Annotated in this window: 18 protein-coding genes; 3 read left to right on the forward strand and 15 right to left on the reverse strand. The window is 50.9% G+C overall.

What is annotated here, in order from left to right:
* The first annotated feature begins 448 nt into the window (after positions 1-448).
* Together FRZ59_RS06320 and FRZ59_RS06325 are read left to right on the forward strand one after the other, a co-directional pair.
* Positions 449-1,876, forward strand: a complete 1,428-nt coding sequence (locus FRZ59_RS06320; protein ID WP_225975220.1) for a GMC oxidoreductase — start codon at positions 449-451, stop codon at positions 1,874-1,876.
* Between the two features lie 10 nt (positions 1,877-1,886).
* A complete protein-coding gene (locus FRZ59_RS06325) occupies positions 1,887-2,585 on the forward strand; it encodes a gluconate 2-dehydrogenase subunit 3 family protein (RefSeq protein ID WP_132130137.1) in 699 nt (232 codons plus the stop codon).
* 123 nt (positions 2,586-2,708) lie between these two features.
* Here the strand turns inward: FRZ59_RS06325 and FRZ59_RS06330 are convergent, their stop codons facing one another.
* The 13 genes from FRZ59_RS06330 to FRZ59_RS06385 all read right to left on the reverse strand — a co-directional run bounded on the left by FRZ59_RS06330 (position 2,709) and on the right by FRZ59_RS06385 (position 16,114).
* Complete coding sequence (locus tag FRZ59_RS06330) at positions 2,709-3,215, reverse strand: c-type cytochrome (protein ID WP_132130136.1); 507 nt, start codon at positions 3,213-3,215, stop codon at positions 2,709-2,711.
* Positions 3,216-3,336: 121 nt separating this feature from the next.
* Entirely contained in the window at positions 3,337-4,410 is a 1,074-nt protein-coding gene (gene prfA / locus FRZ59_RS06335) for a peptide chain release factor 1 (protein WP_132130135.1), read from the reverse strand.
* 145 nt (positions 4,411-4,555) lie between these two features.
* Positions 4,556-5,200 (reverse strand): hypothetical protein, encoded by a 645-nt coding sequence (locus tag FRZ59_RS06340; RefSeq protein ID WP_132130134.1) that lies wholly within the window; start codon positions 5,198-5,200, stop codon positions 4,556-4,558.
* Between the two features lie 8 nt (positions 5,201-5,208).
* Positions 5,209-6,234 carry a glycosyltransferase family 2 protein gene (locus FRZ59_RS06345; protein WP_132130133.1) on the reverse strand — a complete coding sequence of 342 codons (1,026 nt, stop codon included), beginning with the start codon at positions 6,232-6,234 and terminating at the stop codon, positions 5,209-5,211.
* Positions 6,231-6,572 (reverse strand): alpha-1,2-fucosyltransferase, encoded by a 342-nt coding sequence (locus FRZ59_RS06350; RefSeq protein ID WP_225975271.1) that lies wholly within the window; start codon positions 6,570-6,572, stop codon positions 6,231-6,233. Before FRZ59_RS06350 ends, FRZ59_RS06345 begins: the two co-directional genes overlap by 4 nt.
* Positions 6,455-7,087, reverse strand: coding sequence for an O-fucosyltransferase family protein (locus FRZ59_RS18930; RefSeq protein WP_225975221.1), 633 nt, complete (start codon positions 7,085-7,087; stop codon positions 6,455-6,457). Before FRZ59_RS18930 ends, FRZ59_RS06350 begins: the two co-directional genes overlap by 118 nt.
* 24 nt (positions 7,088-7,111) lie before the next feature.
* Entirely contained in the window at positions 7,112-7,864 is a 753-nt protein-coding gene (locus FRZ59_RS06355; protein ID WP_132130131.1) for a DUF268 domain-containing protein, read from the reverse strand.
* Positions 7,865-7,897: 33 nt separating this feature from the next.
* A complete protein-coding gene (locus FRZ59_RS06360) occupies positions 7,898-9,073 on the reverse strand; it encodes a glycosyltransferase family 4 protein (protein WP_132130130.1) in 1,176 nt (391 codons plus the stop codon).
* A 3-nt stretch (positions 9,074-9,076) separates the two neighbouring features.
* Complete coding sequence (locus FRZ59_RS06365; RefSeq protein ID WP_132130129.1) at positions 9,077-10,252, reverse strand: glycosyltransferase family 4 protein; 1,176 nt, start codon at positions 10,250-10,252, stop codon at positions 9,077-9,079.
* A 41-nt stretch (positions 10,253-10,293) separates the two neighbouring features.
* Entirely contained in the window at positions 10,294-11,469 is a 1,176-nt protein-coding gene (locus FRZ59_RS06370; protein ID WP_132130128.1) for a glycosyltransferase, read from the reverse strand.
* A complete protein-coding gene (locus tag FRZ59_RS06375; protein WP_132130127.1) occupies positions 11,466-13,493 on the reverse strand; it encodes a glycosyltransferase in 2,028 nt (675 codons plus the stop codon). Before FRZ59_RS06375 ends, FRZ59_RS06370 begins: the two co-directional genes overlap by 4 nt.
* A gap of 1 nt (position 13,494) precedes the next feature.
* Positions 13,495-14,298, reverse strand: coding sequence for a hypothetical protein (locus FRZ59_RS06380; protein ID WP_132130126.1), 804 nt, complete (start codon positions 14,296-14,298; stop codon positions 13,495-13,497).
* Positions 14,291-16,114 (reverse strand): ABC transporter ATP-binding protein, encoded by a 1,824-nt coding sequence (locus FRZ59_RS06385; protein WP_132130125.1) that lies wholly within the window; start codon positions 16,112-16,114, stop codon positions 14,291-14,293. Before FRZ59_RS06385 ends, FRZ59_RS06380 begins: the two co-directional genes overlap by 8 nt.
* A gap of 407 nt (positions 16,115-16,521) precedes the next feature.
* On the opposite strand from FRZ59_RS06385, the gene FRZ59_RS06390 reads away from it, so the two are divergent.
* Positions 16,522-17,364 carry a glycosyltransferase family 2 protein gene (locus tag FRZ59_RS06390; RefSeq protein WP_132130124.1) on the forward strand — a complete coding sequence of 281 codons (843 nt, stop codon included), beginning with the start codon at positions 16,522-16,524 and terminating at the stop codon, positions 17,362-17,364.
* Here FRZ59_RS06390 and FRZ59_RS06395 read toward each other — a convergent pair.
* Together FRZ59_RS06395 and FRZ59_RS06400 are read right to left on the reverse strand one after the other, a co-directional pair.
* The gene (locus FRZ59_RS06395) at positions 17,339-18,328 is read right to left on the reverse strand and encodes a glycosyltransferase family 2 protein (RefSeq protein ID WP_132130123.1); all 990 of its coding nucleotides are present in this window, start codon (positions 18,326-18,328) and stop codon (positions 17,339-17,341) included. The two genes, FRZ59_RS06390 and FRZ59_RS06395, sit on opposite strands and share 26 nt — an antisense overlap.
* A 74-nt stretch (positions 18,329-18,402) precedes the next feature.
* Positions 18,403-19,293: a glycosyltransferase family protein gene (locus FRZ59_RS06400; protein WP_132130122.1), complete on the reverse strand. Its 891-nt coding sequence runs from the start codon at positions 19,291-19,293 to the stop codon at positions 18,403-18,405.
* Positions 19,294-19,317 lie beyond the last annotated feature (24 nt).

The following is a 19,317-nucleotide window of genomic DNA, read 5'->3' on the forward strand; positions in this document are numbered from 1 at the left end:
TCTTGGCAGAGATTTCCTGCTTAAACGTTTTAGTTTGAAAGCGTTGTTTGGCGAAGGAGAAAAATTAATTATCTTGAGGAGCTTTAAATGTCGCCGGTTCCGGTGGGCATGGCGGGCTGAATACTAAACTTAACCTGAATATGGCACAACTTCAGATCAAAAAAAATCCAAAGGTTTTTGATGTGTGTATCGTTGGTTCGGGAGCCGGGGGCGGCATGGCGGCAAAGGTGCTGTCAGAGTCGGGGCTCGAAGTGCTTGTACTGGAGGCGGGTCCGGATTTCGACTCGGCGAAGGGCGATATGTTCAAATGGCCTTATGATTCTCCACGCAGGGGGCGGGTACGTACCGGCCTTTCGGGGAGTTTGATGCAGCTTATGGTGGATGGGAAATTGACGGGGAGCCTTATACAAAGGCGCACGGGACGCAGTTTGACTGGTTCCGGTCGCGGATGCTGGGCGGGCGTACCAATCACTGGGGGCGGATTTCGCTTCGTTTCGGGCCCAGGGACTTTAAACATAAAAGTTATGACGGGCTGGGTGATGACTGGCCTATTTCTTACGAGGAGGTGGCGCCTTATTATGACCGGGTGGACAAGCTGATTGGCGTATTTGGGACCCGTGAAGGGATAGAGAACGAGCCGGACGGGTTGTTTCTTCCGCCGCCGAAGCCGCGGGCGCATGAGCTGCTCATCAAGCAAGCCTGCGATAAGATCAATGTTCCGGTTATTCCTTCGCGCCTGTCTATTCTTACGCGGCCGCTGAATGACCGGGCGCCTTGCCATTATTGTTCGCAGTGTAACAGGGGATGCTCTACTTATTCCAATTTTTCATCGGGGCCGGTGCTGATCAAGCCGGCGATGGGAAGCGGGCGGCTCACGGTGCTTACGGGCGCCATGGCCAGGGAGGTGCTGACCGATGATAGCGGAAAGGCTACGGGCGTTTCTTATGTGGATGTAAATAATTTCCAGGAATACCAGGTATCGGCAAAGGTGGTGGTGCTGGCGGCGAGTGCCTGCGAGTCGGCGCGTTTGCTGCTGAACTCAAAATCTTCGCGGCATCCGAACGGGATGGCTAATTCCAGCGGCATTGTCGGTAAATACCTGCACGATTCAACCGGGGCTTCCAGGGGCGGCCTGCTTCCGGAACTAATGGAGCGGAAACGCTATAATGAAGACGGGGTGGGCGGTATGCATGTGTACATGCCCTGGTGGCTGGATAACAAGAAACTGAATTTCCCCCGCGGCTACCATATTGAAGTGGGCGGCGGAATGGGAATGCCCGGTTACGGTTTTGGCTGGGGTATTGAAAACTACAACGGACGCGCTTTCGGTCCCAACGGCAAGGAAAAGCCTAAGGGCGGGGGCGGCTACGGTGCGGAGCTGAAGAATGATTACCGCCGTTTTTACGGAGCCTTTATCGGTTTTGCGGGGCGGGGCGAATGTATTGCCCGCGAAGATAATTACTGCGAGATTGACCCTAACGTGGTGGATAAGTTCGGCATACCGGTACTGAAGTTCAATTATACCTGGTCGGATCACGAGATCAACCAGGCCAAACACATGCAGGATACTTTTGAAGAGATCCTGGATACAATGGGCGCGGAACTGACCGGGTCGAAACCGGGTCCGGAGACGAATTATGGACTGGAAGCCCCCGGAAGGATCATTCACGAAGTGGGTACCGTTCGCATGGGCGACGATCCGAAGAGATCGGCGCTGAACAAGTATTGCCAGGCGCATGATGTGAAAAACCTGTTCGTCGTGGACGGCGGGTCTTTTGTTTCCCAGGCAGACAAGAATCCTACCTGGACCATCCTGGCGCTTTCTATGCGTACTTCGGAATACATAGTGGATCAGTTGAAAAAGCAGAATATCTAAATCGAAAGAAATGGACAGACGACAATCACTCAAAGTACTTACCCTCGGCTCAATAGCGGCCGGGACCGTGCTGACCGGCTGCGAACTGAAAAAGGACGAAGAGAAGGGTGCGCATGGCGCGCACGATCATAAAGCGGTAGAAGGCGATCAGCAGCGCCCGGCGCATGAAGTGGAGCGCGACGCCCGGCTGATGAAGGAAAAATTCTTCACGGATCATGAGATGGCCACGATTACGGTGCTGGCCAACCTGATCATTCCGGCGGATGACCGTTCCGGGAACGCGGAAGAAGCGGGCGTGCCGGCATTCATTGAATTTACGGTGAAGGATCAGCCGCATCACCAGACGCCTGTTCGCGGCGGGCTCCGCTGGCTGGATATCGAGTGCCTGAACCGTTACGGGAAATCATTTAAGGATTGCGCCCAGAACGAGCAGACAGCGATGCTGGATGAAATTGCCTGGCCGGAAACAGCCAAGCCGGAGATGCAGCGCGGCGTTGGTTTCTTCAACCGCTTTCGCGGGCTGGTGGCCAGTGGCTTCTGGAGCAGCAAGATCGGTATCGAAGATATCGGTTACCAGGGGAATACGGCCTACGTATGGGATGGCGCCCCTAAGGATGTACTGGATGAGCTGGGCGTGGCTTACGACCCGAATATCCGGTATGTGACTGCGGAGGACCGCCAAACCCCTATGCAGTTCGATAAGGCATAGAAGTAATCGCCGGATTCGGGCTTATCGCCCTGAATTAAGGACAAAAAAAAGCCGGGAAGATAATTCTTTCCGGCTTTTTAGTTTTAAACCCCAGGATCCGCGGGCCATCCATAGTAGGCGTTATTATTTTGCTCCGTCCACCTGGCGGAAGTATTCGTAAATAGCTTCTGCCTCTTCCTGGGTTAATCCCAGGTCGGTCATCGGGGTTTTGTATTCGTCAAGCAGCGCTTTTGCAACAGGGTCTGACTTTTGCATTTCCATCGGGTTCAGGGCCATGTTCATGATCCATTCCGGTGTGCGCCTTTCGGTTACGCCCTGCAGGGGCGGCCCGATCAGCTTGGTGTCCAGCCGGTGGCAAACCGCGCATTTGCTGGTGAAAAGCATTTCTCCCTTGGCGGCGAGATCCGCGTTAAATGGTTTTACTTCGTAATCTTTAACCGGGCCCACACCTTTGGAATCCGAAGGCTTGCTGATGTCTACCGCATCTCCCGTAGCTCCGATCTCGTTTACCTCATTTGTTGCCGTAGTGTCTTCTGTTTCAGAAGTTGATTCCTTGGTTCCGCCTCCGCCGCAGGAATACAGGAACATAGCTGATCCCAGGCAGCAGGCGATTAAAAAACATTTTTTCATAATTATTATAAATTCAATGGTTTGGTGCCGGGCGCTAACCTGGCAGCATCGCAAAATCCCAAATATTTTTTTAAAATGCAAGGGTTATGCCAAAGGAAATTGTAAAAATTACACTATGTTTTTAAACGGTAGTGCCTTCCTTCAGCTTTTCCGCGTTTTCGGCGAACTGGAGCGCATCGATCATTTCCTGGATTCCGCCGTTGAGTACTCCCGGAAGATTATACAGGGTAAGGCCAATCCGGTGATCGGTAACCCTTCCCTGGGGATAATTATAAGTGCGGATCTTGGCCGAACGGTCGCCGCTGGATACCATGGTCTTGCGTTTGGCCGCGATGGAATTCATATGTTCCTGCAGCTTGGCTTCATATAACCTGGAGCGAAGCACCTTCAGCGCCTTTTCATAATTCTTGATCTGGGACTTCTCATCCTGGCACTGCACCGTCACACCCGTAGGAATATGCACCAGCCGCACGGCGGAATAGGTCGTATTTACCGACTGCCCTCCCGGCCCTGAAGAACAAAAAGTATCTTTCCTGATCTCGTTTTCCTTTATTTCAATATCAATCTCTTCGGCTTCGGGCAGCACCGCCACGGAAGCGGCGGAAGTATGCACCCTTCCCTGGGTTTCGGTATCCGGCACGCGCTGGACGCGGTGAACCCCCGATTCAAACTTCAGCGTACCATACACATCTTCGCCCGATACATTGAAAATGACCTCTTTGTAGCCGCCGGCTGTTCCTTCAGTAAAGTCAACCAGTTCCGTTTTCCACCCCTTTTCTTCACAATAGCGCATATACATCCGGTACAGGTCGCCGGCAAAAAGCGAAGCTTCATCACCTCCGGCCCCGCCCCGGATCTCCACAATGGCATCTTTCGCATCCTCCGGATCTTTGGGAATAAGCATCAGCCGGATCTCTTCTTCCTTATTTTCCCGCTCTTCAATCAGCTGGTCCAGTTCTTCCCGCGCCATCACCCGGAATTCCTCGTCCTTTTCCGTAGCTAATATTTCCTTATTGGTGTCGATATTACTCAGTATGTTCCGGTATAGCTCGTACTGCTCTACGATCTTCCTAAGGTCCTTATACTCGCGGTTCAGCTGGGCAAACCGTTTCATATCGGCCATTGCCTCGGGGCTGGCCAGGTCCTGCTCCACTTTCTCCCATCGTTCCTTTATCGCAGCTAATTTTTCGATCATCGTCTTAAATATTTCCTTCTAAACTAAAATGCATAAAAGGCCAAAAAGTTTACAAATGTACGGGTTTTCGGTGGGAATTGTATGTCCTTCGCCGCTGTAAGAGTGTTTGTTGCGGTTAAATTACAGCGTCTCCGAGAAGGCTGCGTCATTTTACCAATACTCGTATTATATCGTCAGCCACGCAAACCATTCTTCTTGCATCCTGTCCGAGTACGAATGAAGAAATTTCGTCTATGGTAGGATAATCACCTTCACCAATAAACAGGCGGGCATCGTCAATTAGTATTATATGATCGTGCTTTTGATTCAGGATCGCGCTAAGCTCTTCTTCTATGGGGGTGTTTTTATCTCCTTTCGCAGTAATTCCGGCTGAATAATGGCCGTCGAGCCAAAATAGTGCAGGTTCATTTATCTCCTTCAACAGGTCTTTCAGGATCACTCCGCTATCGCCCTGAATGATTTTTATATGGGGAAATTCAGCAAATCGTTCAACAGCCTGATGGTAAAGGTCTTTACTAAGTTCAACGGAATATATTTTATTAAAACAGGTCCGCTGGGCTTCCACCATGTCTCCCATGAACGTACCGGTCTCCACAAATGTAGTAAGCCCGTATTCCTTTTGAAGCTTGCGTATATTATTCTGTTTTACAATATGAAGGGCCGGGAGATGGGTCCCGAGCTTCAAATATTCAACAAACTGCGAAAAAACAGGCTTTTGTTCCAGGAATTCCTGAAACAGCTGTTCTTCTTCATTCTTTTTGCTGTATCCTTTGATAAGTCTTTTTAGCATATATCATTTTATTTGTGGTCGTTGTGGGGACGGCGCCGCTTAAACGCTTGCCGGACAATTTTTCTGATCCTTTTGAATGTGGCATAAGCGGGATGGAACAAAGGCTTTTTAAAAAACAAAGTTAGGGCTTTCGGCGCGTTTGTTTGCCTGATCAGCTCGTACCATTTTGTGAACAGCAGGCGGTTCAGGGTTTTCTCCGGGAAAAAGCCCAGGCGGTCGTTGGCTGTTTTCAGCTCTTTGAACAGCCTGAAATAATCCATGATGGGAAAAAGGCCGGGGGAAGGATGGATAAAAGAGAGGTGGACCTTTATCAGCTGTTCGTCGCAGGGGATGCCCATTCTTTGGTGCAGGTCCCGGAGGATACGTTCTTCGCTTTTCCGCATCTCCCGGAATTGCCGCGAGGAGGTGCTGCTGCCGTGGGCCCGGTATTTTACCAATACTTCATCAAGATTATCCAGCTGATGGCGTTCTTTCAAACGTAAGGCAAGGTCGTAATCCTCGCAAAGCCCGGTATCCCGGTACCCTCCGGCTGCTTCCGCTGCATCCTTACGGAACATAACGGTAGAATTGACCAGCGTATTCCTGAACAGCAGTTCCGCGCCGGCTTCGGCCATGTCTACCGGCATCCGGTAGTATTCGCCTGTCGGTTTTCCATGCTGGTCGATCACTTCTGCATGTCCACCGCATATTGCCAGGTCAGGATGTGCCCTGAGGTGCTTGTATTGCCGTTCGATCCGCCCCGGCATGGCGATGTCGTCACTGTCAAGGATGGCAATGAATTTGCCCCTGGCCTCGCGGATGCCCCGGTTACGGGTATATACGATTCCCTTGTTTTGCTCATTAAGCAAAAGCCGGATGCGCCGGTCACCGCAGCGCTCAATGATGGCCCTGCTGCCATCGGTGGAACCGTCGTCAATGATCAGGAGTTCGAGATCCGCGAAAGACTGGGTAAGAATGCTGTCGATCGCTTCCTTTAGCCAGGCGGCGCCGTTGTACACGGCCATGAAAACAGTAACTGCGGGATGACTGCTCATATACGTGTCCAGTTGGGGGGCAGAAGCCCGCTGCTATCGGTTCCCGGTAAATTGACCCATTTGCCGGGGGCAATCACTTTTTTCGCTTCATCCTTGTTCAGCCAGGCCCCCCACCAGCTGAAACTGCTGTTGGCAATGATGTGATGCCGGCAGCAACTCATGAGCTGCATATCCAGGTGACTGTTTTTCCCGGTATTCCAACTGACATAGATGGCGTTCGTCAATGGCAGGGACTTTTCGCACCAGGGGATGTCATCGGAGAAAACGATAAAGACGGGGTCCTGCAGCTCCTGCTCCATGCGGGCAATGGCTTCCCGGTAGTAATCCGGTTCGCAAATAGCTCCCAGCAGGGGATGACCCAGGTAATCACCCTTCTTACGTGGAGGGAAACTGTTTCAAGCCCGCTTACCTCGTTTAACAACTTGCTGTTTTCGCCTTTTAGCCTTTCCCTGAATTGAAAGTTTTTCCTTAGCTGCGGCTCAATATCTTTTATATAATCATAGTGCTGCCAGTATCCCCAGTAATAACGGGGGTGTTTATCGACGGCAATCAGGGGGTCATAGGTGAATTCTTTTTCTTCCGGATACCAGGCGTTTTTTGTTCCGTATAGCCGTCGGAGTTTCCGTGTAGCCCAATCGCGCCTTTCCGGCGTATAGAGGCGAATCGCGAAAGGGCCGGCCTGCTGCAGCCGGATGCCGAATACATCTTCCAGCTCAAAACCGTTGTGCAGGGAGTAACCGGCAAAACCTGTGATATCGGCCTTTACCTGTTTGAAATGCTGTTTTAAGAATAAGTAAAAGGCATATTGGAACATTTGATTGCCCAGGCCTCCTAAGAATTTAACGATCTTCATTTACTCCATAGTAAAATAAAGCGGCTACTTGGTAAAGTAAAAGCAGCCGCAGCCGTAAACCTGTTTGCTGAGCAGGGTTTCGCCGGGGTCTGTTACCAGCCCTCCGTCCTCTTCGTCTTCAGGAATGAGCGCGAACTCCTTCAGCGTTAAGCCGGGAAACAAACCCAATGCCTGTTGTTTGGTATAGATCCGGTGGGCGTTAAAGAAGATCCGGCTTTCATGCCCGACGGGGACCACCATGAGCAGGTGCCCTCCGGGGGCCAGTACACGCTCCAGTTCGGCGGCTGCCTTGATGTCCCCGTCGTAATCCATTTGGTCGCCGTAACGGCCCAGGCCGATATGTTCCAGGGTATGCATGCAGGAAAGCGATCTGACGGAATTGCTTTCGAAGGGCAGCGCCAGCAGGTCTGCCGGCAGGGAACGGAGATCGTCTAACTCCAGGCGGGCCGGGCGGTAATCGTAAAAATCAACCGGGATAAAGGCCGATAATAAGGAGCAGAAATGAAGCGTGGAAGAGATATCAATATGCTTTTCAGGATTGACCCGGCGCAGAATGCGTGCCGCCCATGCGGGATGGTAAATATAATGCCGGTCGAAGCCGGTATAACTGGTGTTATCATCAAGACATGGATAAAAATCTGCTTCATCAAGTGTGAAACGCTTGCCGGCAGCGCCTTCCAGTTCCTTCAACCTGCTGAATTCCTCCAGGAACGCAGCGGGCAGCTGTTGCTTTTTTGCTTTGTTCCCCTTGAGCAGCCTTTTAAATTTTCTGAACATGACATAAATAATTAAATAGCGCTTAACACAGCGCTAACCCTCTCCAAGCAGTAGTTTTCGGTAGGCTGCCGAGAAGTTCCCCGAGCCGAAACGCTCGCGTGCAAACTGCCTGGCATTGCCGCTGAATTCCGCCAGTATTTTTCTATTCTCCGAAAGATAAGTTATCTGCCGGACAAAATCCTTCACGATCTGTTCCGCATTTTCATGGTTTTCTACCAGGAATCCGTTCCGGTATTTGTCAGCCGATAGGTAAGCCGGCGTTTCGCCTACGGCTGTGGTGACAGGCACTACTCCATGGCTCATTCCTTCCATGATCACCAGCGGCATGCCTTCCCGCCAGGAAGTGAGGAGGATCAGGTGCGCTTTCTCATAAAAGGCGAAGAGGGTGTCCCGTCTGGAGATCTCTCCCGCTATCCGGACATTGGAGGGAACCGGGCCGGGCAGGCCGGCGAAATCGCCGATCATGATAAATTCTGCCCCCGGGAGCCGGTGTAAACATTCGCGGGCGATCTCCACGAACAGTTCAGGCCTTTTTTCCGGTGCGTTACGTGATACAAACAGGATCTGCAGCTTTCCGCTAAAGTCTTTCGCCGGTATTTGTTCCGGGACATGCACCTGGTTGGGAATGATCCTGAAACGGTCCAGGAATTCTTCGGGAATACCGTGCCGGCGATAAAATTCGCGGAAATCATTTTTGGTCTTTTCCCCGATGACAACGCGTGTATTCATCCGCCGGACATGAGGGAGGCTATACACTTCCGGCCCGTTCGGATCATAGGTGAACGCATGTATCAGATCGACCACTTTTACATGGTCTTTCATAAAGGGGACCAGTTCATAGAAGAACCGGCTGTGACAACCAAAGACAACCGGATGCCGGTGGCTATTTAGGATTTCGGCCATCTTTTTCAGCATAAAGCGTTTGAAAGAGGGTTTTTCCGTCCACCTGTCTAATGGAATGGCGGAGGAATATCGCCGGAATTCCTCTTTAAAGCCGTCGTTCGGTGATCTTTCGGTGAGAAAACATACGGGTTTGGCATCTCTTACCGCCCGGAGAATATCGGCATGCACCCGTTCCCCTCCGCCTACGGACCAGAACGGGAAGAAAAAGAATAAATTTCTGTTGCGTAAGTTCCAGGCGATGACCGGATACCTCAGAAGCGCCCTGAGGTTTTCCAGTTTCCTGTTCAATACCGAAAGACGTACCATATATTATACTCCGAATATCTCATCCAGCTCCTGATAGCAACGATTCTTTTCAAAATGGCTGAAAAACATCGCCGCTGCTAAGTTAACCTGTTCCTGGTAAAATCCGGTATTTGCCAGCAGGGCGGAAATGTTCCGGGCGAAATCCTGCGGGTCGTCAGCGGCAAGGCAACCGTTGTTGATCTTGTCGGGCAGGCCGTCGGTACCGCGGGTTGTACATACCACCGGCAAGCCGTGCGAAATGGCCTCCACCACTTTTATCTTGGTCCCGGTGCCGCTGAGGATGGGGCAAACAGCGGCCTTCGACTGATCGTAGTATTCTCCGATATTTTCTGCAAAGGGTATTTTGATCACGTTCGGGTGATCGGCTGCATGTGAGCTGATCTTGCCGACCACGCAGATACGTACCTGTTCCGGAAGCCTGGGATGGACTTCCTTAAAGAACCAGTCGGCAGCGATCAGGTTATGGGGATTGTCGCTGGCGACATAAATAAGGTCGTAGGGCCTGCCTGCTGTATTTGCCGGCAGCGGCACAGCCGGAGCATCCAGCATGGGCGGTACCCACCTGACATTCCCCTGGCAAAACCGGCTGAACAAGTATTGTTCGTCAACCGATATCGTCCATATTTCATCAAATATTCTCAGGCGGCTGATCTCTTCCTCAAAAAACGGCCCCAGTTGAAAGTGCTTATTTTGCCGGCATTGGGAGGTCATGAAGTCATGGGTATCGATGATTGTCCTTGCCTTGCTGAAAGACCGAATGTCATGGATAAGCTCCGCCCAATAAATATAGCTGATAATAATGTAATCATATTCGTTTTGCCGTACCAGTTCGCGGAACGTTGACCGTGAGTACCAGGTCGCATGGCTGTGCATTCCAATTTGACTTTTATCGAACTTCTTCCGGTAAGGGATCTGGTGTATCTTGTAGTTGAAAAAATAATCGATCAGGTTGTTCTTCTCCGGCTTTTTTTCCATCAACCGGATATCTCCGGCAAGCTTGCTCCTCCGGAAGGCTTCGACGTCTTCGCTGTTCCAAGGACTCAGCCAAAGATCCGTACTCATAAGATCCGCCGCAAGTTTCCTGTCCCTGAAATACTGAAGCAACTGAAGCGCTCTTGTTTTGTTCCCGGCGTTTCTTTCCAGGGGGTTTTCGGGGAAGAAATACAATACTTTTTTCATACAAACCGTAACGGTAGTGATCGCTGAATCATTACAACCAATTAGGAATCGAAGGCTTTATCGAGTATCCCCCGGCATTTTTCCGTGCTGAAGTGACTCGAGAATAACGCGGTCGCAAGCCTGCTTTGTTTAGTGTACAGAGCCGGATCCTGCAGCAGGGAGATGATATGCTTTGCGAACCGGCCGGGATCGTCACTTACCAGGCAGCCGTTCCGGCTTTTATTCGGCAGTCCGTCAATCCCCCGTTGCGTGCATACGACCGGTAAACCGTAGGACAATGCTTCCACTACTTTCACTTTCACTCCCGTGCCTCCGAACATGGGGCACAGCGCCACCACCGACTGCCGGTAAAATTCATCCAGATCTTCTGCAAAAAATATTTTTGTGACATTCCGATACTCGCCGACATGCTGGTTGATCCGGCCTATGACACACAGCCGCACCTGTTCCGGAAGCCGCGGATGGACTTCGTCGAAAAACCATTTGGCGGCTCTCACATTATGTGGATTGTCGCTGGCCACATAGATCAGGTCGAATTTTTTGGGAACCGCCGGGCCGGGGAGATCTGCCAAAGGAGGGTCGAGCATTAAGGGGACCAGTCTTACCTTGTCACCGCAGAACTGGCTGAACAGGTAGCGTTCCTCCGTGGATATGGCCCAGACTTCGTCAAAGAGGGACATTCGCCTTATTTCGTCCTCAAATGTTGCTCCCAAAGCACCGTCGCCGGCAGGCAGCAGCTGATCGGTGATAAAATCGTGGGTGTCAATGATCGTCTTCGATCCAGCGGTAAGTTCCTTGTTGCTTATCAGATGGTGCCAGTACACATAACTGATAAGAATATAGTCATAATGCTTGCTTTTAAGCAGCTGCTCAAAAGCGGTCTGAATATGATAATTACTGTGTACCGGTATAGCGCTTTTTCCCGGGTCGGTTTTGCGCTGGTACCGGAGCTGGTGTCTTTTATAGGAAAAGAGATAGCTGAAAAGGTTTTTCTTTGGCGGTTTTCTGGATAATACATGGACATTGCTGACAAGTCCGCTTTCAGATAAGGCCGCTGCATCCTTTTCGCTCCAAATGCTGGTCCAGGGGCTTACGCTTACGAAATCGACTTCCATATTCCTTGTCCTGAAATAGTGAAGCAGCTGTAATACCCGGGTCTTGTTGCCCGAATTTTTCTCCAGCGGATTCTCAGGGAAGAAAAACAGTACCTTTTTCATGCCGATTCATTTGATGGCAGCAGGGATGAAAGCGCTTTCTGAACAGTGAGGGAGATGGTTTCGGGACTGAAGGGTTTTAATGCTTCGGCGGACTGCATGCGGAGTTGTTTCCATAGCGCTTCATCCGTATACAATCGAAGTGTCTCCCGGGCAAAAGCCTCTGCATCTCCGGCGATCAGCAAATGTTTTTCGTGGATAAGCCCCATGCCTTCCGCGCCGATGGCGGTGGTAACGGCGGGCAGGCCGTATTCGAAACTTTGGCCTATTTTTCCTTTCATTCCTGCGCCGTAACGGAGGGGGGCTACGAAAATACGGGCGGCGTTGAAATAAGGGGCGACATCTTCCGCGTAGCCGGGAACGTGTACCCGGGAAGATTTACAGGCTAGTACTTCATCGGAAGGATCGCTTCCCAGCAGGATGAGTTCCATTTCCGCGCGATGCTTCCATACCAGGGGCATGATCGTATGGCAAAGCCAGGTGGCTGCGTCTACATTGGGAAGGTGCTTATAGCTGCCAATGAACAGCAGCCCGCTCCGCCTGTGGAAGTCCTCCGGTGTGGGTCTTATGACATGAATGTTGGGTATCACACAAGTATTTGGAATGCCTTTCGACTGCAATTCCTGCTCCTCCTCATGCGTGATGCAGACAGTAAGCTGTGCTTTGGCGGCGATGGCCGTCTCCAGTACACGGTAGCGCCGGGCCTGTTTTGCCAGTTTGGGCTGATCGGGAAAGAGCTTTGAAGCACGTTCAAGGCGAATATAGTGCAGGTCAACGGTATCGTATATCCATTTGAGCCGGGAATTGTGCCGGAAAAGATATTTATACTTAGCATTATGTTCCGGGCGGCATATCCAGGCAATGCCGGCCTCACGGGCCGCCCCTTTTATTTCCCTTAAAAATTGTTTCCGTTCCGCGGATTGGTGAAGCACTTCAACACCCAGGCTGTTAAGTTGTGTAAGGTAAGGTTCGGGCGCTGCGCCGTCGTCGGGCAGAAAAATAAGGTGATATCCCAATGACCGGAAAATTTGGATCAATCGGTAGATCCGGTTGGAGCCCGAGTCCCGGTCATGAAAAGGAACATTGCTGTCAATGATCAGCAGGGTCTTGCCGGAAGGGGGATATTTTTGGGACCTCCGGTAAAAGGGAAAGCGGCATTCCCGGACGAGCTGTTTCAGCATGGACGGCAAGGAACGTTTGCGAATGTAAAATAAGTTGCCGCTGTTCAGGAGCAGGGTAAAGAAAAGAGGCCAGGAGAAGCTTTTGCCCTTGCTGGCCTGGTACTTTTTCACCAGCCGCCTGATAAATTTTGCTGTTTCCGGCGGGGTGAGCGGGTGGTCCTGGAAATGCTTCAGCATATCAATGCGTTGCTGAGCCGGGTCTTCCGGGTGGCGGCTTGTATAGCTTTCACGATGGATTCGGTGTTCCACCAGCACTTTTGGGGTATAACCTAGTTTCCCGGTACAGGCGGCCGTATAGGCGAGCCACCAGTCATAATAAATGAGGTCGTTAAAGGGGGGCAGGATGGATAAAAGCTCCCTGCGCATCATACTGGCATGTCCGGACACGCAGTTCTGGAAAAGAAAGCGTTCCGGCCTTTGTCCTTCCACAAAGCGATGCAGGCGATGGACCGTTTTCCCGGTCGCCTTTCCTTTTTCGTCGATATAGGCGGAGTCATGATAGATGAGCAGGCGATCCCCGATCACCTGTTCCAGCACGGCGATCTTATCAGGGTGCCAGACATCGTCCTGGTCGGACAGCGCGATCAACTCTCCCCGGCATAAAGAAAGTATTTTTAGGAAATTAGCGTGTAAACCGATATTCCTATCGTTCCGGAATAGCCGGATGCGGCTGTCCTGATCCCTGAATGCTTCCAGTATCCGCATGGTGCCGTCGGTAGAGGCGTCGTCGACGATCACCACCTCGAGCGAAGGATAGCGTTGACCAAGTATGGAGTCCAGCTGCTCCTTCAAATGAGTTTCCCCGTTATAGGTACACATTGCAATTGAAACAAGCGGTTTTGCCATACTATTTCAATCGTTTTTTTAATCCGTGCCACATGCGAGAGAAAAACAGGAACAGGCCGTTTCCCGCCATCCGGCCCGCCCGGGACCCGGATAGGTAAAAGCTGGTGTTCGTCGTTTGTATCCAGCGGCTGCGAAAGAGCGTATTGTATTTTTTGATCAGCGCTCTTCTGATCGATCTGAATTGCCCGTCCGGATTTCCGCGGCTCTTGTGCGTAAGGTGAAAGTCCACCACATAGGCATTGTATCCTCTCATGGCCGCCTGGAGGCATATATCCGTTCCGTAGAGATGGAAGCCCCTGAGGTTGTTCGACAAGGCCAGCATAGCCTCGTTTTTGACCAGGATGAAATTTTCATCCAGGCTATGCACCTTTTCCGGAAACTTTCCCTTGGATTGCGTTAAGCCGCCCGGGTAAGAGATCCTGTATACGATATAGTTGGGACCGGCGGCCCCTGCATTCCCGCACAGCCCCCATTGAGGGTCGAGCGCGTCCAGCTCCGCCAACCTCTGCTCCAGCGCATCGCGTTTATCAAAATTCAGCAGCACATCCTGGTGGCACAGAATGATGTATTTCCCCCGGGCTTTTCTTAGGAAGCAGTTGAGTCCCGCGAATGCATCATAGCTGTTGCCGTGTGTATTGTCAATGTACAAATACTCACAGGATGCGGGATTGAACCCGGCTTCCAGGAAGGATGCCACCATTTCAAAATATTCGTCCTTTTTAGACACCAGCGTGCAGATGGAATACCGGAAAGAATAATGCTCTTCCTTACCGATTTCCTGAAGAAAGGAATACGCATTATTCATTGCCCACCTGTTGCATTTCTATCAGTCGCTTGTACAATCCCCGTCGCTCCATCAGCTGTTGATGATTGCCTTCTTCCACCACTTGTCCTTCGGCCAGCACCAGGATATGATCGGCTTTCTGAATGGTGCTGAGCCGGTGGGCGATCACCAGCGAAGTCCGGTTCTTCATTAAATTGTTCAAGGCTTCCTGCACCAGCTTTTCCGATTCGGTATCCAGGGCGGAAGTGGCTTCATCAAGCAGCAGGATAGGTGGGTTTTTCAATACCGCCCGCGCTATACAGATACGTTGTTTCTGCCCGCCGGAAAGTTTTACGCCGCGGTCGCCGATATTGGTTTGGTAACCGTTTTCCGTTTCTATGATAAAATCATGTGCATTGGCTATGCGGGCGGCAGCTTCTACTTGTTCCTGGTTGGCTTCCAGCTTTCCGAAGGCGATATTGTTGAAAATGGTGTCGTTAAACAATACCGATTCCTGGTTCACAATGCCCATCAGCGCCCGCAGGGAGTCCATCTTAACTAGTTGAATATCTTTTCCGTCCAGCAGGATACGGCCCTCGCCGGGCTCTATAAAGCGGGGGATCAGATCCATCAGCGTAGATTTACCGCCGCCGGAAGGCCCAACCAGGGCAACCATTTTACCTTTTGGAATTTGCAGGTTTATATTTTTAAGTACTGGCCGGGAAGGGTAGGAGAAGGAAACATTTTCCAGCTTAAGGGCCTCATGGAATCCGGCGACAGCCACTGCTTGCGGATGATCACGGATGGCGGGTTCTTCATCCACCAGGCTCAGCACCCGTTCGCCTGCGGCGATGCCGGAGTGAATATTGCTGAACGATTCGGTCAGCGCTTTGGCGGGACGCATTACCTGTGAGAAGATACCGATATAGGCAATAAAGTCGGCGGCACTTAGGTTGGATTCTCCTTCCAGTACCAGCTGTCCGCCGTACAAAACAATGATGGCCACCATTACTACGCCCAAAAACTCCGAAACGGGTGAACCTAATTGCTGCCTGCGGGCCATCCGTCGTCCCAGGCTTGAATATCGTACATTTTCATCGTCGAATTTTTTCTTCGTAAACTGAGTGGCATTAAAGGCTTTGATGATCTTAATGCCGGAGAGTGCTTCATCCAGCAGGCTGATCATTTGCCCGTAAAGCTGCTGGGATTGGGTAGCCTGTTGCTTCAGCCGTTTTACGATGATCGAAATGACAAAAGCCGAAACCGGGATCACCAGCATGGAGAACAGCGTGAGCTTGGCCGAGATCGAGAAAAGCATGAACAGGTAGGCAAACAACTGCAGCGGTTCCTTAAAGACAACCTGCAGGGTAGCGGTTACCGAGAACTGAACAACCTGTACATCGGCGGATATTTTTGATATAATGTCGCCTTTCCGCTGGTTGCTGAAGTAGCCGGTATGAAGGTCCATGACATTATTAAAAACGGTTCTTCTCAGGTTCAAAAGCGTATGGATCTTCAGGTTTTCCATGATCCGCTGTGAAATATACCGGAACACATTGGCGAACAGTACCGAAACGACAATGGTGGCGCAGACGATCTTAAGGGCTCCCAGGGTCCCGTATGCCTCTACGGCGCGCTGCGAATAATAGGAAAGGTATCCCACGACGTCCGTCCAGCTTTCCGGCCTGGGCACCGGCTCCGCATCGGCTCCGCTGTTAAAAAGGGTGGTCAGCAGGGGCGCCAGCAGGGCCAGATTCAGCGTGGCGAAAACGACCGTAAGCAGCATGCATAGTACGTACGGAATCGCGAACTTCTCAATGGGCCTGGCGAAAGATAATAGTCTGAAATACGTCTTCATCTAATAAGTTAATTCTGCAAAGCTATCAATTTAAGGCGAAAAGCGCTCGGCCCGCCGCCCGCGCTTAACCCCGGCCCGCCGCCCGCGCCGCCCCGGCCTGTCTGCTCTCGCTCAGGCGATCCTTGCGGCATAGCCACGAGGATCAACATCGCTCGTTTCGGACAGGCCGGGGCTTGGGCGCGGGCTTTGTCCATCGCGCTGTCGCGGTTTGCCCAGCCGTGTTTTGTTCGGGCGCGCTGTGCAGCCCGGGCCTGGCTCAGTTCGGCCACAGCATTCCTGCGGCCGGGCGTGGTAATCGCGGCGCTCGCGCCGCGCCCAATGGAAATCTGGCGGGCCCGGAAGTCGTTATTTCGCGAAACAATTCTTATTTTTGAAACACAGCGCGGTTTGAATAGAAAACAGGCATTATGATCAGTATTATTACGTCTATACATAACCAGTTGGGAATGAACAAGCTGTTTTATAAGTATCTTAAAGATAAAACAAACGGCGAATTCGAACTGATTATTGTTGATAATATGTCTACGGACGGCTCCAGGGAATTTTTCGAGGAGCGGGCCGACAGGGTGATCGTGAATAAACAAAATTATTCGTACCCGGTTTGCCAGAACCAGGGAATACGGGCGGCTACCGGCGATTATCTTGCTTTTTTTAATAATGACCTGATCCTGTCTACTGACTGGGATACCCGGATACTCCGCCTTATGGAAGAGCGTGAGCTGGATGTTGTGTCCTTCGCCAGCAATGATTTCATGGAAAACCCCGAGGTGCAGCACCGCGTTCATAAAATGTGGAAGTATATTAAATATCCTCTCCGCACCCTTTTCGGAACCAATTATGCCTCTCTGTACGCGATGTTCCGGCTCATGTACCGCAACTGGGACCGTTTTTGCCGGGAGCGTTACGAACGGTTCGGGAATGAAACGGTGGAAGGATTCAGCGGATCCAGCATCTTTATGAAGCGATCGGTTCTGGATAAGATAGGGCTTTGGGATGAACGTATCCAGGCTGCTGACTTTGACTTGTTTTGCCGTACCAAACAGCGGTTTGTCAATTTCGGCGATATTAAACCTATCCAGGTGGCCCTGGGTATTTATTTTCATCATTACCAGCGCCTCACGCTTCGTTCCAAACCAACACCTTTTGCTGATGCGCTGAATATTATTTCGCTCCGTGAAAAATGGGGCGGGATGGAAAAAGAACTCCTTCGGGACGTAGGAATGGTTACAACCATACCACTTCCTGGGTAGCCATTGATTTCCGCATTTCAATCATTACATCATTTACCGTCAGGCTGCTGTTATGTTCGAGCATAAGCGAACTCATGTCCTTCTTTGCCCGTTTTATTTCCTTGGTATGCTTAAAGTAAGCAATGTAACTTTTGATGATCCAGGTCTTTCCCAGTAAGAGCTTGGGAAGAAAATCAACCAGCAGTATCTGCAGGTGCCATATCCACAGGAGCGGGCCGTCCAGGTGGATGGCATGTACCAAAAACTTATTCCGGTAATAAATATATTTCACCCAGTTAGGTGTTTTGTATTTATTAGTGCTGGCGGAAATCTGGTGATAGCAGATGGACGAATGCTCATAATAGCATTTCCATCCCAATCGCCAGGCCCGCAGGCTGAGTTCAAAATCTTCGGAATAAAAAGGCGAAAAAATCTCGTTAAACCCCCCGATTTGCTGCAGCTTCATCCGGTCTATCAGTGCGTTTGCACCGGACAAGTAGGCGGTAGTCGTATAACCGTAGGTATTTGTTGAATAGAAAAAGCGGTTTGCTTTCAGTTTGCATCCGCTGAAGCTCAGGTAGCGCGCCGCGTCTTCGATCTTGTTACGCTTAACGTTCATGATCCTTCCCATAACGCCGAAGGTATCGGGATGGTCAAAGTACTTCCACTGCTTATCAAAATAATCATGCGTCAGCTGCACATCGGAATTGAGCAGCAGTACCAGGTCTTTGGAAGCCATGCGGAGCCCCTGGTTGCAGGTAAATGAAAATCCCCGGTTTTCGCCGTTCACGTGTACCTTTACCGCCGGGTAGTTTTCCTGCAGGTAACCGACTGAATCATCCTGGGAGCAATCGTCCACCACAATGATCTCGTATTCCGCACCCGAATGCTGAACGGCGGCCAGTGTATTAGGCAGGTACTTTTCCAGCAACATTCTCCCATTATAATTGGGAATTATGATAGATACACTTTTCTTATTGTTCATAACAATAGTTAAGATGAGGATCGTGTCTCTTGCACTTAACGAGCCAAGCGGGAATAATGCTACAAAATTCCAGCCTAAAAGATTTTATTTTTGACAACCTTGTAATTCCTGTATTCAAACGGCCGGTAACCGGTAAGGTTTTCAATGGCTTGCAGTAGTTTCCGGCGGAAAGAAGTTTTCCTCCGGAGTGAAGTTGGATCAAACGAAAATTTCCAGTTCGTTCTTTCCACCCTGGGTTCCATTACCCTGGGGTGCGTCCCCGTAAAATGTACCAGCCTGTCGGCGTTTCCATAATCGAAAACGCTGCTTTCCGGGAAGGTTTGCTCTATCCAGCTATCATCGTGATAAAAAGTATTGAAGTTCCGCACTTTGCCGGTAAGGCCTTCGGGAGGTTTTACCCAGCCGTAATGATAAATAGCGGCGTCAACAGGCTTTACCCTGATCTTCCTGTCATTGATCCGGAAGCCCTGGGCGTCGCGGTAGGAATGCACCCCCGGCAGGTAGCGCAGCACCCTGATCTCCCTGCGGTACCACCTTCTGGAGTGGGCGAAATAATCATACGAACCATAAAAATGCTTATAACGGAATAACAGCCCCTCCACCCGGGGATCATCAAGGTTCTGCTCCATTTCCCGGCGAATGGTATCATGGTATTTTTCATGCACGCATTCGTCGCCCTGTATATAAAAGGCCCAGTCGGTATCGGCCGATATGGCCGCCCAGGCTTTATCCGTTTCGGCGGCAAACGCCCGTCCGCCTTCCCGGAGCCCCTCATCCCATTCGGTCTGGAGAATGCGCAGTTTAGGCGAATCAATGCCTTTTAATAAGTCAAGGGTATTGTCGTCGGAATCTCCGTGTGCAATGACGAACTCATCGCATACAGGAAGGATGGAAGTAATGGCTTCAACAATGGGATAGTCGTTTTTAACGGCATTCCTGATAAAGCTGAACCCGGTTACCTTCATATAAAATTGATTTAAAATTGCTAA

Source organism: Anseongella ginsenosidimutans (assembly GCF_008033235.1).
GTDB lineage: Bacteria > Bacteroidota > Bacteroidia > Sphingobacteriales > Sphingobacteriaceae > Anseongella > Anseongella ginsenosidimutans.

Coding starts and splice junctions, on each gene's coding strand:
- FRZ59_RS06340 (WP_132130134.1), bottom strand. CDS start 5,200: ATGCTAAAAAGACTTATCAAAGGATACAGCAAAAAGAATGAAGAAGAA.
- FRZ59_RS06380 (WP_132130126.1), bottom strand. CDS start 14,298: ATGAATAATGCGTATTCCTTTCTTCAGGAAATCGGTAAGGAAGAGCAT.
- FRZ59_RS06375 (WP_132130127.1), bottom strand. CDS start 13,493: ATGGCAAAACCGCTTGTTTCAATTGCAATGTGTACCTATAACGGGGAA.
- prfA (WP_132130135.1), bottom strand. CDS start 4,410: ATGATCGAAAAATTAGCTGCGATAAAGGAACGATGGGAGAAAGTGGAG.
- FRZ59_RS06320 (WP_225975220.1), top strand. CDS start 449: ATGCTGGGCGGGCGTACCAATCACTGGGGGCGGATTTCGCTTCGTTTC.
- FRZ59_RS06355 (WP_132130131.1), bottom strand. CDS start 7,864: ATGTTCAGAAAATTTAAAAGGCTGCTCAAGGGGAACAAAGCAAAAAAG.
- FRZ59_RS06345 (WP_132130133.1), bottom strand. CDS start 6,234: ATGAGCAGTCATCCCGCAGTTACTGTTTTCATGGCCGTGTACAACGGC.
- FRZ59_RS06365 (WP_132130129.1), bottom strand. CDS start 10,252: ATGAAAAAAGTATTGTATTTCTTCCCCGAAAACCCCCTGGAAAGAAAC.
- FRZ59_RS06395 (WP_132130123.1), bottom strand. CDS start 18,328: ATGAACAATAAGAAAAGTGTATCTATCATAATTCCCAATTATAATGGG.
- FRZ59_RS18930 (WP_225975221.1), bottom strand. CDS start 7,087: ATGAAGATCGTTAAATTCTTAGGAGGCCTGGGCAATCAAATGTTCCAA.
- FRZ59_RS06385 (WP_132130125.1), bottom strand. CDS start 16,114: ATGAAGACGTATTTCAGACTATTATCTTTCGCCAGGCCCATTGAGAAG.
- FRZ59_RS06325 (WP_132130137.1), top strand. CDS start 1,887: ATGGACAGACGACAATCACTCAAAGTACTTACCCTCGGCTCAATAGCG.
- FRZ59_RS06390 (WP_132130124.1), top strand. CDS start 16,522: ATGATCAGTATTATTACGTCTATACATAACCAGTTGGGAATGAACAAG.
- FRZ59_RS06370 (WP_132130128.1), bottom strand. CDS start 11,469: ATGAAAAAGGTACTGTTTTTCTTCCCTGAGAATCCGCTGGAGAAAAAT.
- FRZ59_RS06400 (WP_132130122.1), bottom strand. CDS start 19,293: ATGAAGGTAACCGGGTTCAGCTTTATCAGGAATGCCGTTAAAAACGAC.
- FRZ59_RS06360 (WP_132130130.1), bottom strand. CDS start 9,073: ATGGTACGTCTTTCGGTATTGAACAGGAAACTGGAAAACCTCAGGGCG.
- FRZ59_RS06330 (WP_132130136.1), bottom strand. CDS start 3,215: ATGAAAAAATGTTTTTTAATCGCCTGCTGCCTGGGATCAGCTATGTTC.